The organism is Aliivibrio sp. S3MY1 (assembly GCF_028765575.1).
Classification (GTDB): Bacteria; Pseudomonadota; Gammaproteobacteria; order Enterobacterales; family Vibrionaceae; genus Aliivibrio.
In genome coordinates this window covers 105795-118802 of record NZ_JARACO010000007.1, presented here as the reverse complement: position 1 = coordinate 118802, position 13008 = coordinate 105795, and the positions used below count along the sequence as shown (strand labels likewise).

General features: G+C 40.2%; 14 protein-coding genes. 13 read left to right on the top strand and 1 reads right to left on the bottom strand.

Annotated elements, in window-relative coordinates:
- Positions 1–54: 54 nt before the first annotated feature.
- From PVK62_RS06870 to flhB, 9 genes are all read left to right on the top strand, one after another.
- Positions 55–1275 (top strand): flagellar hook-length control protein FliK, encoded by a 1221-nt coding sequence (locus PVK62_RS06870; RefSeq protein WP_274443561.1) that lies wholly within the window; start codon positions 55–57, stop codon positions 1273–1275.
- 70 nt (positions 1276–1345) lie between these two features.
- The gene (gene fliL / locus PVK62_RS06865; RefSeq protein ID WP_274443560.1) at positions 1346–1831 is read left to right on the top strand and encodes a flagellar basal body-associated protein FliL; all 486 of its coding nucleotides are present in this window, start codon (positions 1346–1348) and stop codon (positions 1829–1831) included.
- Positions 1832–1838: 7 nt separating this feature from the next.
- The gene (gene fliM / locus PVK62_RS06860; protein WP_274443559.1) at positions 1839–2873 is read left to right on the top strand and encodes a flagellar motor switch protein FliM; all 1035 of its coding nucleotides are present in this window, start codon (positions 1839–1841) and stop codon (positions 2871–2873) included.
- A gap of 22 nt (positions 2874–2895) precedes the next feature.
- Positions 2896–3285, top strand: coding sequence for a flagellar motor switch protein FliN (gene fliN / locus PVK62_RS06855; RefSeq protein ID WP_443111763.1), 390 nt, complete (start codon positions 2896–2898; stop codon positions 3283–3285).
- 28 nt (positions 3286–3313) lie between these two features.
- Positions 3314–3700 (top strand): flagellar biosynthetic protein FliO, encoded by a 387-nt coding sequence (gene fliO, locus PVK62_RS06850; protein WP_274443558.1) that lies wholly within the window; start codon positions 3314–3316, stop codon positions 3698–3700.
- Entirely contained in the window at positions 3687–4556 is an 870-nt protein-coding gene (fliP, locus tag PVK62_RS06845; RefSeq protein ID WP_274443557.1) for a flagellar type III secretion system pore protein FliP, read from the top strand. The genes fliO and fliP overlap by 14 nt, the downstream gene beginning before the upstream one ends.
- Positions 4557–4566: 10 nt before the next feature.
- Positions 4567–4836, top strand: a complete 270-nt coding sequence (gene fliQ / locus PVK62_RS06840; protein ID WP_274443556.1) for a flagellar biosynthesis protein FliQ — start codon at positions 4567–4569, stop codon at positions 4834–4836.
- Between the two features lie 18 nt (positions 4837–4854).
- Complete coding sequence (gene fliR, locus PVK62_RS06835) at positions 4855–5637, top strand: flagellar biosynthetic protein FliR (RefSeq protein WP_274443555.1); 783 nt, start codon at positions 4855–4857, stop codon at positions 5635–5637.
- Between the two features lie 30 nt (positions 5638–5667).
- Complete coding sequence (gene flhB, locus PVK62_RS06830; protein WP_274443554.1) at positions 5668–6798, top strand: flagellar biosynthesis protein FlhB; 1131 nt, start codon at positions 5668–5670, stop codon at positions 6796–6798.
- Positions 6799–6810: 12 nt separating this feature from the next.
- On the opposite strand, the gene PVK62_RS06825 is transcribed toward flhB, so the two are convergent.
- Positions 6811–7485 carry a flagellar brake protein gene (locus PVK62_RS06825; protein ID WP_274443553.1) on the bottom strand — a complete coding sequence of 225 codons (675 nt, stop codon included), beginning with the start codon at positions 7483–7485 and terminating at the stop codon, positions 6811–6813.
- Between the two features lie 262 nt (positions 7486–7747).
- Here PVK62_RS06825 and flhA point away from each other — a divergent pair, with 262 nt between their 5' ends.
- Genes flhA through PVK62_RS06805 form a run of 4 tightly spaced genes read left to right on the top strand, consistent with a single transcriptional unit; the run spans position 7748 to position 12964 of the window.
- Positions 7748–9841 (top strand): flagellar biosynthesis protein FlhA, encoded by a 2094-nt coding sequence (gene flhA / locus PVK62_RS06820; protein WP_274443552.1) that lies wholly within the window; start codon positions 7748–7750, stop codon positions 9839–9841.
- 33 nt (positions 9842–9874) lie between these two features.
- Positions 9875–11353 carry a flagellar biosynthesis protein FlhF gene (flhF, locus tag PVK62_RS06815; RefSeq protein WP_274443551.1) on the top strand — a complete coding sequence of 493 codons (1479 nt, stop codon included), beginning with the start codon at positions 9875–9877 and terminating at the stop codon, positions 11351–11353.
- Positions 11350–12240: a MinD/ParA family protein gene (locus PVK62_RS06810; protein WP_274443550.1), complete on the top strand. Its 891-nt coding sequence runs from the start codon at positions 11350–11352 to the stop codon at positions 12238–12240. Before flhF ends, PVK62_RS06810 begins: the two co-directional genes overlap by 4 nt.
- On the top strand, positions 12233–12964 hold the full coding sequence (locus tag PVK62_RS06805) for an RNA polymerase sigma factor FliA (RefSeq protein WP_274443549.1): 732 nt from the start codon (positions 12233–12235) through the stop codon (positions 12962–12964). The genes PVK62_RS06810 and PVK62_RS06805 overlap by 8 nt, the downstream gene beginning before the upstream one ends.
- The last annotated feature ends 44 nt before the right edge of the window (positions 12965–13008 follow it).

The following is a 13008-nucleotide window of genomic DNA, read 5'->3' as shown; positions in this document are numbered from 1 at the left end:
TTGAGCTACTAGCGCTCTTGTCAAAAAATCCACACTCAATGTAGAGAATATACTATGAGCAGTCATGACCTATCATTAAACAGTATCAATAAAAATGTGCCTATAAAGCCTGATACCAAAACGGCTGCCGTAGACAAAACTGAATCTGAAGGCTTTGTTGAAGAGCTAAAAGAACTGATGGGATTGAGTGAAAAAGAAGACGCCAAAAAAGTAACGGCAGAAGAGAAAACCACAGCGAATGAGGATGTTTTAGCTGAGGGAAAAGAAAAATCAGATGCCGAAGTAACAAAAGAAGATACGGTTGAAGATAAGGTAGGTGAAGGCCTTGAGTTATTATCTCGCCTTGACCAAGCTAATAGTACGTTAAAAAAAGAGAGTGATAAGCCTGTTGAAAATACGGGTGAAGTAGCAGAGCAACAAGAATCAGAATCAGAATCAGAATTAGTAATGACTCAAGCAAGTGTTGCCGTCGCGATCGGAAAAGAAAGCAGTAAAACAACAGGGGATGAATCGGACCCTGTGAAAGAGATCCAATGGGGACAACAATCTAAAGTGGCTAATGGGGAAACTCAAACCAAAGGTGAAGCCTCAGGAAATAAAGAATCAACCAAAGAGTTGTTAACAGCAACAGCTCTTATTGGCAAAGCAGAAGCCGAATCTGCTAAATTAGCCGATGCACAAAAAGCCAAAATAGACCTATCAGCATTGGGTATGACTACCGTTACTAATGGTGAAACGGTGAGTTTAACTGAATCAAAAACAGCAGACTCTTTTGCTCAACAACTAGCCGCGGCATCAGGCACAACGGCGACACAACAAGCATCTGCGGTCCAGAAAACAGACCCAGCAACAGCACCATTGAATATTCGTCAAGAACAAGTTAGTGACGAAGTCGCTGAGCGTATCAATATGATGATGGCAAAAAATTTAAAGCATGTTGATATTCGTCTTGACCCGCCAGAAATGGGACGCATGCATATTCGCCTGAACATGGGAGCAGATAGCGCAGGGGTGCAGTTTACGGTATCGAATCAACAAGCTCGTGATGTCATTGAACAAAGTTTACCGCGTTTACGTGAAATGTTTGCTCAACAAGGTATCCAATTAGCCGATACTTCAGTACAGCAGCAAAGTTCAGGTGATTCTTCACAGTATGGTTATCAAAAAGATGAGTCTTCTCGCAAAGGTTCTGATTTTAGTGAAGTGTCTTCTGAGGAGCATGAAGTCAGTGTGCAAGTATCAAAAACCAATGATGGCATCAGTTTTTACGCATAAACCTTATGCTACGCCATTATCGGCCATGATTTTAGAATAATAATTAACGATTTACCTAAGAGGAAGTACAATGGCAGAGCAAGGTGAAACGCCTAAAAATAAGAAGAAAATGATCACTATCATCACATTGATTGTATTATTGCTAAGTGGCGGTGGTGCAGCAGCTTGGTTCTTTTTATCTGGTGAGCCAGCAGCAGAGCCTACAAAGAAAGATATTGCTGCATTAGAAGCGAAAATGCCGGCGTTATATTTAAACCTGCCTCAACCTTTTATTTTTAATGTCACGGGTGATAAACGTGATCGATTAGTTCAATTGAAAGTACAAGTGATGATGCGAGGTACTGATAATGAAGCCATTGCACAGCAACACACGCCTCTGGTTGAAAGCGCTTTGCTATCAACGTTTGCTGCCGCGACGGTTGAGCAATTAAGAGAGCCTCGTGGGCGAATAGAACTACGTGAGCAGGCGACACTAGATATTCAAGATGCCTTTACTAAAATTACAGCGAAACCTGTAATAGAAAAAGTATTATTTACTGACTTTGTAATGCAATAGGTTAAATGTGACAGATCTATTATCCCAAGATGAAATTGATGCTCTACTCCACGGTGTAGATGACGTTGAAGATGAAGTTATCGGTAGTGATGAAAATATAGGTTCAATGAAGAACTTTGATTTCTCATCACAAGACCGAATCGTTCGTGGTCGAATGCCGACACTGGAATTGATCAATGAACGCTTTGCGCGCCATATGCGTATTAGTCTATTTAATATGCTAAGAAAAACCGCTGAAGTATCAATTAATGGTGTATCAATGGTGAAGTTTGGTGAATATCAAAATACACTATATGTACCTACCAGTCTGAACATGGTGCGTTTTCGTCCATTAAAAGGAACGGCTTTAGTTACAATGGAAGCGCGTTTAGTTTTTATTTTGGTTGAAAACTTCTTCGGTGGTGACGGACGCTTCCACGCAAAGATTGAAGGTAGAGAATTTACGCCAACAGAGCGTCGAATTATTCAGCTGCTATTAAAAGTAATCTTCGAAGATTATAAAGAAGCATGGTCACCAGTTATGGGGGTTGAATTTGAGTATTTAGACTCAGAAGTTAACCCAACCATGGCGAATATAGTGAGCCCAACAGAAGTGATTGTTGTGAGTTCATTCCATATTGAAGTTGATGGCGGCGGTGGTGATTTCCACATTGTCTTCCCATACTCAATGGTTGAACCGATTCGTGAATTACTTGATGCCGGTGTTCAAAGTGACAAGATGGACACAGATGTTCGTTGGAGTAAAGCACTTCGTGACGAGATCATGGATATTCCAGTTGAAATGAAAGTTAATTTATTAGAAAGCAAAATTTCATTGCGCGATCTAATGGATTTAGAAGCAGGTGATATTATTCCGGTTGAAATGCCTGAAGCTGCGACAATATTTGTAGAGGAGTTACCAACTTACCGCGGTAAAGTTGGAAAATCTAATGACAAATTAGCAGTACAGATCACTGAAAAAATTAAACGTCCAGATATGGTGAAGACGGATTTAGCTTTCTTAGGTAAAGACGTATTATTTGATCTAGATAACGACGAATAAGAAACAGAGAAGGTAATGGATCATGGATTCAAATGAACAACAGATGGCTGACGAATGGGCAGCTACACTAAGTGAAAGTGCTGAAGCTCAGGCAGTAACAGCACCTTTGGATGATTTAGAGGCGAAAGAACCATCGTTCAATGAAGATGAACGTCGTAAGCTTGATACTATTTTAGATATTCCAGTGACTATCTCAATGGAAGTAGGGCGTTCGCATATTAGTATTCGTAACTTATTACAACTTAACCAAGGTTCAGTGGTTGAACTTGACCGTATCGCTGGTGAATCACTCGATGTTATGGTTAATGGTACACTTATCGCTCATGGTGAAGTGGTTGTCGTAAATGACAAGTTTGGTATTCGTTTAACTGACGTGATCAGCCAAACTGAGCGCATTAAAAAACTACGCTAATTAAGCAATATAAAATAAAAGGAAGGGTATGAAACAGCTATGGTTATTGGCATTGATGCCCTTTCCTTTATTTGCCGCAGGTTCAGCTAATGTAGATTTAGCCGCTACTTTAGGTTCACTTGTTTTTGTCATCGCATTAATTTTATTTTTTGCATGGTTATTAAAGCGAATGAGAGTACCTGGTGTTGCTGGTGGTTCTGGCAGTGCGATGAGTATTGTTAAACAACTGCCGGTAGGAACTAAAGAGCGGGTTGCTGTGGTTCAAGTAGGAGAAGAGCAATTTTTAATTGGTATTACTTCTCAAAATATCACTATGCTGAGTAAGCTTGAAAAACCGCTAGAAACCAGCGAGAGCAAATTAGCCCCATTCTCTGCACAACTAAGCCAATTGATGAAAAAAGATGCTAAAAACTAATTTAATTGCCGCCACTTTGGCGGTTTTTTCACTCTTATTCATGGCATCTTCTGCGTGGGCGGTCGATGATTTAGCAAGCGCAATCCCAGCGACCGCAGCCAGTGGCGAAAGCATGACTGTGACGGCGATGGAAAAAGATTCAGGAGCGGCTAAAACCATTTCTCAAGGCAGCAGCTCTGGTGGTGGTATCCCTGCGTTTTCTATGACAAGTAATGCCAGTGGTGGTGAAGATTATTCAATAAACCTTCAAATACTGGCATTAATGACCATGTTGGGCTTTTTGCCTGCAATGGTTATATTGATGACCTCATTTACTCGTATTGTTGTAGTAATGTCGATATTACGACAAGCCATGGGTTTACAACAAACGCCTTCAAACCAAGTGATTATTGGTATTGCGATGTTTTTAACCTTTTTTATCATGGCTCCCGTGTTTGATAAGGTGAACGAAACGGCAATTCAGCCTTATATCAATGAGGATATTACCGCTCGAGAAGCGTTTGATAGTGCTCAAATCCCAATGAAAGAATTTATGCTGGCGCAAACGCGAGTGAAAGACTTGGAAACTTTTGTAAATATGTCTGGAGTGGAAGTTGAAAGCCCAGAAGACGTACCGATTACAGTGGTTATTCCCGCGTTCATTACCTCTGAATTAAAAACAGCATTCCAGATTGGCTTTATGCTTTTCCTACCTTTTCTCATTATTGACTTGGTAGTGGCATCTGTTTTGATGGCGATGGGTATGATGATGCTTTCACCAATGATCGTTTCATTGCCATTTAAGTTGATGTTATTTGTATTGGTTGATGGTTGGAATTTAATACTTTCAACACTTGCTGGCAGTTTTAGTACGTAGGAGCACGAATATGACCCCTGAAATGGCGATTGAGATATTTCGTGGTGCACTCTACATGGTACTTATCATGGTGTGTGCCATTATCATACCAAGTCTATTGATTGGTTTAGTGGTTGCAGTTTTTCAAGCCGCAACTTCTATCAATGAACAAACGTTAAGCTTTTTACCTCGTTTGATTGTGACGCTATTAGCATTGATGGTATTTGGTCATTGGATGACACGAATGCTGATGGAATATTTTTATGAAATTATCGCTCGAATGCCGACAATACTTTATTAATCCCCATGAATTGACATTATGGAATACCCAACTCAAATAGTATTAGATTTTATTGCGACCTATTTTTGGCCTTATACACGCATTTCAGCCATGCTAATGGTGATGTCGGTATTTGGGGCTCGATTTGTCTCGCCTAGAATTCGGCTCTATTTAGGGTTAAGTATCACTTTTGTCGTGATGCCGATGATCCCGGCAATGCCTCCAGAAATTAAGCTAATGTCATTTCAAGGTTTTATGACTACAGCAGAGCAGATTATCATTGGTGTTGCTATGGGAATGGTAACCGTTTTTGTTACTCAAACCTTTGTGTTACTAGGTCAAATCATTGGTATGCAATCGAGCTTAGGCTTTGCTTCCATGGTTGACCCTGCGAATGGTCAGAATACACCGCTATTAGGCCAGTTATTCATGTTTTTATCGATTCTATTTTTCTTAGGAACCGATGGACACTTAAAAATGATTAACTTTGCAGTGATAAGTTTTACTACGTTACCGGTGGGTGCTGGAAAATTAACAAGTGTAGATTATCAATCTCTGGCTAGTTGGCTTGGGATCATGATGAAGGCAGGCCTCAGTATGTCTTTATCTGCTATTATTGCCCTATTAACGGTTAACTTATCCTTTGGTGTAATGACGCGTGCCGCGCCGCAACTAAATATCTTTTCATTAGGTTTTGCTTTTGCATTATTAGTCGGTTTATTACTGACCTCGTATATCATTCTTGGTTTATTTACTCACTATGATTTGCACTGGGGTCGTGCGGAAGCGCAAATATGTAGCATGATAAGGCTAGACTGTTAATGGCTATAATTAAGAGTATGGAGGTCAGCTATGGCTGAAAGTGACGGCCAAGAACGCACGGAAGACGCCACGGCCAAACGCTTGCAACAGGCCAAAGACAAAGGGCAGGTTGCAAGATCGAAAGAGTTAGCATCTGTATCCGTATTGGTATGCGGTTCAGTGGCATTAATGTGGTTTGGTGAAGATGTAGCCCAAGCCTTATTTTCTATAATGGAACGTTTCTTTTCTATTTCACGAGAAGAGATTTATGACACCAATAAATTATTAGAAATTGTTGGTGGTGCCTTGATTGCACTCGTGTTTCCTGTTTTCTTAATTCTTATTACTCTATTTGTCGCTGCTTTACTTGGAGCAGCAGGGCTTGGTGGGATCAATTTTTCAGCAGAAGCTGCGATGCCAAAACCGTCAAAAATGAACCCAATGTCTGGTATTAAACGCATGTTTGGCATGCAAAGTTGGGTTGAACTTTTAAAGTCGATATTAAAAGTATCTTTAGTCGGGGGAACCGCGTTTTATTTGATAGATAAAAGCAAAGCGGACCTTTTTCAGTTAAGTCTAGATACTTATCCAGCCAATATTTTTCACTCTTTGGATATTCTATTAAACTTTATCTTATTGATCAGCTGTACATTACTGATAGTGGTAGCGATTGATATTCCATTTCAAATTTGGCAACACGCCAATCAATTGAAGATGACTAAACAAGAAATTAAAGACGAATATAAAGAAACAGAGGGTAAGCCGGAAGTAAAAGGGCGTATTCGTATGCTTCAACGAGAAATGACACAGCGTAGAATGATGGCGGATGTCCCATCAGCTGACGTTATTGTAACCAACCCTGAGCATTACTCTGTAGCACTACGCTACGATCAAAATAAAGACTCAGCACCAATTGTGGTTGCAAAAGGGGTAGATCATATCGCAATGAAGATCCGAGAAATCGCTCGTGAGCATAATATTGATATCTTACCTGCGCCACCGCTTGCTCGCGCACTTTATCACTCGACAGAAATCGAGCAGCAAATCCCTGATGGGTTATTTGCTGCAGTAGCACAAATTTTAGCGTATATATTTCAGATGAAGCAATACAAGAAGAGGGGCGGAACACGACCTGAACTTGATGAAAACACGCTAACTATTCCTGATGAACTCAAGAAATAGTGCTCTTTCTTTTTATACCGACCAGTTTTTAAGAATGCATTGGTGATGAAGGGTTTGTAACTCGGATTCACAAAGGCTATTTAGCTCAAACATGACTCCTAGTTTTGATTGATTTTCCTTTGCTTCGACATTTTTTATCTCTCCTTTTACCGAGATTGGTTCTACCCCTTCAAGCTCAATTGAGATTGTAATCTTTTGATTAATAAGATTATTAGCGTTGAGTTTTGCAGGCAGTGAAACAGCACACCCGCCAGCAGAAAAGTCGACTATTCGACCTGTCAGATGATGACTTCCTACCGTTAAGTTACATGAAAACTCTGTATCAAGTCGTTGATGAGTTCGGATCTGTCTCATAGAGATGCTGCTTGGTGCATGAAGGCAAATCATCTCCATAGGACGGTAAATCACAGAGTGGATTTGGGTTCTAAATGCAATAACATCTCGATGTGTCGTATTAGTTACCGCCCTAAAAGTAACTTCTGCTCCTTCTAAGTAGATCTTGTTGAACTCTAATGAGGGAGAGGCAGGATAATCAATAAATATATATTGGCCTTTTTTAAAACCAACTAATATTGAATTTGCTTGAGCTGATTGCCCATTTGGACACGTCACTTCGATAATGACCCTACCGCCGATATCCATTTTATTTAGTACATTTTGATTCGTACTAAGAGATACATCAGCCATGCTACTACCAGGTAAAGAAATAATTAATATAATTATACAAATGACACGGTAATATTCAATCTAGATTGATATTTTTCCTTAAAAATTAAGTGCTTAATTTTAGCTTTTTGAGTACTGTTATATCTGTCAGAAAAGTGATAATACAAAGCCAAAAAAGTGACATTAATTTGGCTCGAAACTTGCTTTATAGGACCGAGTTCATGTGATTAGTTATTTATTGTTGGTACACTGACAGTAGAATCGAGTATAAGAAGCGGAATTAATGAAATTTCAAATGCCACTCCCAAATAAGTTATCTGCCCTACAAGGTAAACGTTTACCACCAATAGGTGCGCCAATATTGGTGTTATCTACTTTAGCGATGGTGATCTTACCAATACCTGCATTCTTACTCGATCTGATGTTTACCTTTAATATTGCTTTGGCAATGGTTGTTTTATTGGTCACTATTTATTCGCGTAGACCCCTTGATTTTGCTGCATTTCCAACCATTCTTTTGGTATCAACATTACTACGTTTAGCCCTAAACGTTGCTTCAACACGTGTAGTATTACTGCATGGTCATGAAGGACCGGGAGCAGCAGGTAATGTCATCGATGCATTTGGTAGTGTTGTTATTGGTGGTAACTATGCGGTGGGTTTAATCGTATTTATTATCTTGATGATTATTAACTTTATGGTTGTAACCAAAGGTGCAGGACGTATCGCTGAAGTAAGTGCGCGTTTTACCTTGGATGCATTGCCTGGTAAACAAATGGCGATTGATGCGGATTTGAATGCTGGATTAATCGATCAAGATCAAGCACGAACACGTCGCTTTGAAGTAACAAAAGAAGCCGATTTTTACGGTTCGATGGATGGTGCGTCTAAATTCGTAAAAGGGGATGCAATTGCAGGTATCCTTATTCTATTTATTAACATTATTGGTGGTCTTGCCATCGGTATGAGTCAGTTTAATCTCAGCTTTGGTGAAGCAATCCAAATCTATACCTTGCTAACCATTGGTGATGGCCTAGTTGCTCAAATCCCATCGTTACTATTGTCTATCGGTGCGGCGATCATGGTAACTCGTCAAAATACAGATGAAGATATGGGGGAACAATTAGTATTCCAACTTGTCGATAATCCAAAAGCACTAATGGTGACCGCCGCTATTATGTTTGTGATGGGTATTGTGCCTGGGATGCCCCATTTCCCATTTATCCTACTTGCGATAATGACGGGGGCTTGGGCGTATTATCTGAATAAGCAGAAAGAAAAAGAGGGTGATGATAAAAAAGCCGCAGTACCAATGGAGATATCATCATCACAACCAAAAGAGCTGTCGTGGGATGATGTTCAACCCGTTGATGTTATCGGACTTGAAGTGGGTTATCGCTTAATTCCAATGGTAGACAAAGAACAAGGCGGTGAGTTACTTGATCGCGTGAAAGGGGTACGTAAGAAACTATCACAAGATTTTGGCTTTTTGGTTCCTGCGGTACATATTCGTGATAATTTAGAATTACCACCAAATGTATACCGAATTACATTAATGGGGGTCGCTGGTGGTGAAGCTGAAATTCGTCCAGATAAAGAGCTTGCGATTAACCCAGGACAAGTTTATGGGTCGATTGAAGGGGAACCAACGTTTGATCCTGCTTTTGGTTTAGAAGCCGTATGGATTAATGGTGAACAACGAGAGCACGCACAAGCACTTGGTTATACAGTTGTTGATGCAGCAACCGTACTTGCAACACACTTAAGCCAATTACTGACAAACAATGCAGCGCAATTACTTGGTCATGAAGAAGTTCAGAATCTGTTAGAGCTACTTTCACAAAGCTCACCTAAGCTGGTAGAAGGCTTAGTTCCAGACCAATTACCATTAGGGGCAGTGGTTAAAGTACTTCAAAACTTATTAAATGAAGCGATTCCAGTTCGTGATATTCGAACCATTGTCCAAACGTTGTCGGAGTATGCGCCAAAAAGTCAAGAACCTGACATTTTGACAGCGGCTGTTCGAATTTCATTAAAACGACTAATTGTGCAAGAAATCAATGGTATAGAAGCAGAAATGCCAGTCATAACCTTGATTCCTGAGTTGGAACAAATATTGCATCAAACTATGCAGGCATCAGGCGGTGAAAGTGCTGGTATTGAGCCTGGATTAGCTGAGCGTTTACAAACGTCTTTAACACTTGCGACTCAAGAGCAAGAGTTAAAAGGGGAAGCTGCAGTCTTATTGACTTCAGGGGTATTACGTTCAACGCTAGCGAAGTTTGTTAAAAATACTATTCCGAATTTACGTGTACTTTCTTATCAAGAAATTCCAGATGAGAAGCAAATAAGAATAGTTCAAGCCGTTGGTAACTAATTGTGTCGACTTATTTAGCGCAGGAATACGATATTGAAAATTAAACGATTTTTTGCAAAAGACATGCGTTCTGCTCTGGTTCAAGTAAAAGAAGAGCTTGGTGTCGATGCTGTCATTATGTCAAATAAAAAAGTAACTGGCGGTATTGAGATCGTTGCAGCGATTGATCCTAGTGTAGATAAAGGATCGTTATCAACACAAACCCCTCGACGTATTGAAGAGGATAAAGTGAGTGTAGGCAAAGGGTCAATGACACGTCGTTTTGCAAATATGATCAAACAATATGGTTCAAATTCAGAGTCCAATGTATCTGAGCCTAAATACGCAGATCGAGAAGAAGACAGTTTAGCAGCGCTGCTAAAGCGTCAGTCTAAATTTCAAAATAAGCCGACAGAATCTTATTCATCAGTAAAACCACAAACGTCTAAATTAGATACATCAGGAATGACTCGTGCGATTCAAAATAACCCAAATTTAGCGCACCTTATTTCAGATGATCCCATTGGACAAAAAAATACGCCATTACAACCTAAATTAGACCCTTCTCGTTATGAGAAAGGCCGCCGCTCTAAGCATGACACTAATGAAGATTTAGAAAACATGCGTTCAGAAATGTCGTCTATTCGTCGTTTATTAGAGCATCAAGTTTCTGGTTTAATGTGGCAAGAAGTTGAAAGACGTGAACCATTACGTGCGATGTTGATCAAACGTTTAGAGAAAATGGGTCTATCAGCAGAGCTTGCCGACCAGCTTGCGTGTTATATTCCAGAAGATACCGTGCCTAAAGATGCGTGGTCAGCTTTGCTTAAATTACTTGCAGAGCAGATCCCAACCGCTAAAGTTGATACCTTATCGCGTGGAGGTATTGTTGCGTTACTAGGGCCAACAGGTGTTGGTAAGACAACGACAATTGCAAAACTAGCAGCAAGAGCTGCAATGGAATATGGTTCAGACCAAGTCGCGCTAGTCACAACAGATACTTTCAGAATCGGAGCTCAAGAGCAGTTAGCTATTTATGGTCGTATTATGGGGTGCCCAGTACGTATCGCAAAGGATGCTGATGAATTAGCGGCAGTATTACATCAACTGCGCAATCGCCGACTGATTCTTGTTGATACCGCAGGAATGGGTCAACGAGATGTTCGATTGACTGAGCAGCTAGACACTTTAATGGAACACAGCGGCTCAAATATCAGTAGCTATTTAGTTATGCCTGCGACAGCGCAGCGACGTGTTTTACAAGAAACGATAGACCATTTTAAACGTATTCCATTATCGGGATGCATTTTAAGTAAAATTGATGAATCACTAAGTTTAGGTGAGCTAATTAGTGTAACCATTGAAAACGGATTGCCTATTGCCTATATTGCGAATGGACAGCGTGTGCCTGAAGATATTGTACTTGCACAGCCAAAATACTTAGTAGCAAAAGCAAATGAATTACTAGAAAAGACGACGGAAAAGGACCCTCATTTCTGGAATAGTGACACGCCAGAGGCAAACAACTTATGATTGATAATAATATATACGATCAGGCTAGTGGATTACGACGACTGACGAAACCTACGTTGACCAAAGTGGTTGCTGTAACAGGTGGTAAAGGCGGTGTAGGTAAAACAAACGTAACATTGAATTTAGCATTGTCACTTGCTCAGCAAGGAAAGAAAGTGATGGTACTCGATGGTGATCTTGGTTTAGCAAATATTGATATTATGCTTGGAGTACGAGCACATAAAAACCTCGGTCATGTGCTTGATGGTGAGTGTGAGTTACAAGATATTATCGTTGAAGGGCCATATGGAGTTAAATTAATTCCTGCCACTTCAGGCTCAAAATCGATGGCAGAGTTAACACCAACGCAGCATGCAGGACTTATTCGAGCTTTTAGTAGCCTAGAAGATGAGATTGATATCTTGTTAATAGATACAGCGGCTGGTATATCTGATATGGTAACAAGCTTTTCACGTGCAGCTCAAGATGTACTTGTTGTTGTTTGTGATGAACCGACATCAATTACTGATGCGTATGCACTGATCAAATTGCTAAGTCGAGAGCATAATGTTCAGCGATTTAAAATTGTGGCGAACATGGTGAGAAGCTATCGAGAAGGTAGAGAATTGTTTGCTAAATTAACGTTAGTGACCGATCGATTCTTGTCTGCAAACATGGAACTTGTTGCTTGTATTCCTCTTGATGAGAAAGTACGCTTATCTGTTAGAAAACAAAAGGTTGTTGTAGATGCTTACCCACGTTCTCCAGCAGCACTAGCGATGAAGTCGTTAGCAAATAAAGTGGTTACTTGGCCAGTACCAAAGGTTCCAAGTGGTCATTTGGAATTCTTCGTAGAGAAATTATTACGAAATGAAAAATCAAGTGAAGTAGAGGACGATTATGTCTGATGGCTTAACATACGATCATAAAGGCAATGTAAACAGTCAGAAAGCATTTTTAGAACGATATTCTGATTTAGTGAAACGTATTGCCCACCATTTAATGGCTAGATTACCTGCGAGTGTATTGGTTGATGATCTTATTCAGTCTGGCATGATCGGTCTGTTGGAAGCCCAGAAAAATTATGATGGTAGCAAGGGCGCAAGTTTTGAAACTTACGCCGGTATCCGAATTCGTGGTTCAATGTTGGATGAAATTCGACGTGGAGACTGGGTTCCTCGCTCTGTTCATAAAAATAGTAGAATGGTAAATGCAGCAATTAAAGCTCTTGAAGCTAAACTTTCTCGTGAACCGACCGATAAAGAGATAGCCGAGTATTTAGAATTACCCTTAGATGAGTATTATCAGATACTGAATGATGTAAATTGCGGTAAACTGGTCGGCATGGAAGATTTAGGTGTTTCTGATGATGTAATAGTAACAGAAGAACAAACCGACGATAATATTCCATTTCAAGGTGTTGCCGACGAACATTTTAGACTGGCTCTTGTGGAGGCGATTAAAACCCTCCCAGAAAGAGAAGCTTTGGTTTTATCCCTTTACTACGATGAAGAGTTAAACCTAAAAGAAATTGGTGCCGTTATTGGTGTAAGCGAATCTCGTGTTAGCCAAATACATAGCCAATCAATGCAACGACTACGGGCCAAGTTATCAACTTGGACAGTAGAATAATTAAATCCCGTTACTTTGCCCTCACTGGAGGCGATTTTGAATAA

Excerpts from the sequence above, each read along its gene's own strand:
- PVK62_RS06810 (WP_274443550.1), top strand. The coding sequence starts at position 11,350 with ATGATTGATAATAATATATACGATCAGGCTAGTGGATTACGACGACTG.
- flhA (WP_274443552.1), top strand. The coding sequence starts at position 7,748 with ATGAAATTTCAAATGCCACTCCCAAATAAGTTATCTGCCCTACAAGGT.
- PVK62_RS06805 (WP_274443549.1), top strand. The coding sequence starts at position 12,233 with ATGTCTGATGGCTTAACATACGATCATAAAGGCAATGTAAACAGTCAG.
- fliO (WP_274443558.1), top strand. The coding sequence starts at position 3,314 with ATGAAACAGCTATGGTTATTGGCATTGATGCCCTTTCCTTTATTTGCC.
- flhB (WP_274443554.1), top strand. The coding sequence starts at position 5,668 with ATGGCTGAAAGTGACGGCCAAGAACGCACGGAAGACGCCACGGCCAAA.
- PVK62_RS06870 (WP_274443561.1), top strand. The coding sequence starts at position 55 with ATGAGCAGTCATGACCTATCATTAAACAGTATCAATAAAAATGTGCCT.
- PVK62_RS06825 (WP_274443553.1), bottom strand. The coding sequence starts at position 7,485 with ATGGCTGATGTATCTCTTAGTACGAATCAAAATGTACTAAATAAAATG.
- fliN (WP_443111763.1), top strand. The coding sequence starts at position 2,896 with ATGGATTCAAATGAACAACAGATGGCTGACGAATGGGCAGCTACACTA.
- fliL (WP_274443560.1), top strand. The coding sequence starts at position 1,346 with ATGGCAGAGCAAGGTGAAACGCCTAAAAATAAGAAGAAAATGATCACT.
- fliQ (WP_274443556.1), top strand. The coding sequence starts at position 4,567 with ATGACCCCTGAAATGGCGATTGAGATATTTCGTGGTGCACTCTACATG.
- fliR (WP_274443555.1), top strand. The coding sequence starts at position 4,855 with ATGGAATACCCAACTCAAATAGTATTAGATTTTATTGCGACCTATTTT.
- fliP (WP_274443557.1), top strand. The coding sequence starts at position 3,687 with ATGCTAAAAACTAATTTAATTGCCGCCACTTTGGCGGTTTTTTCACTC.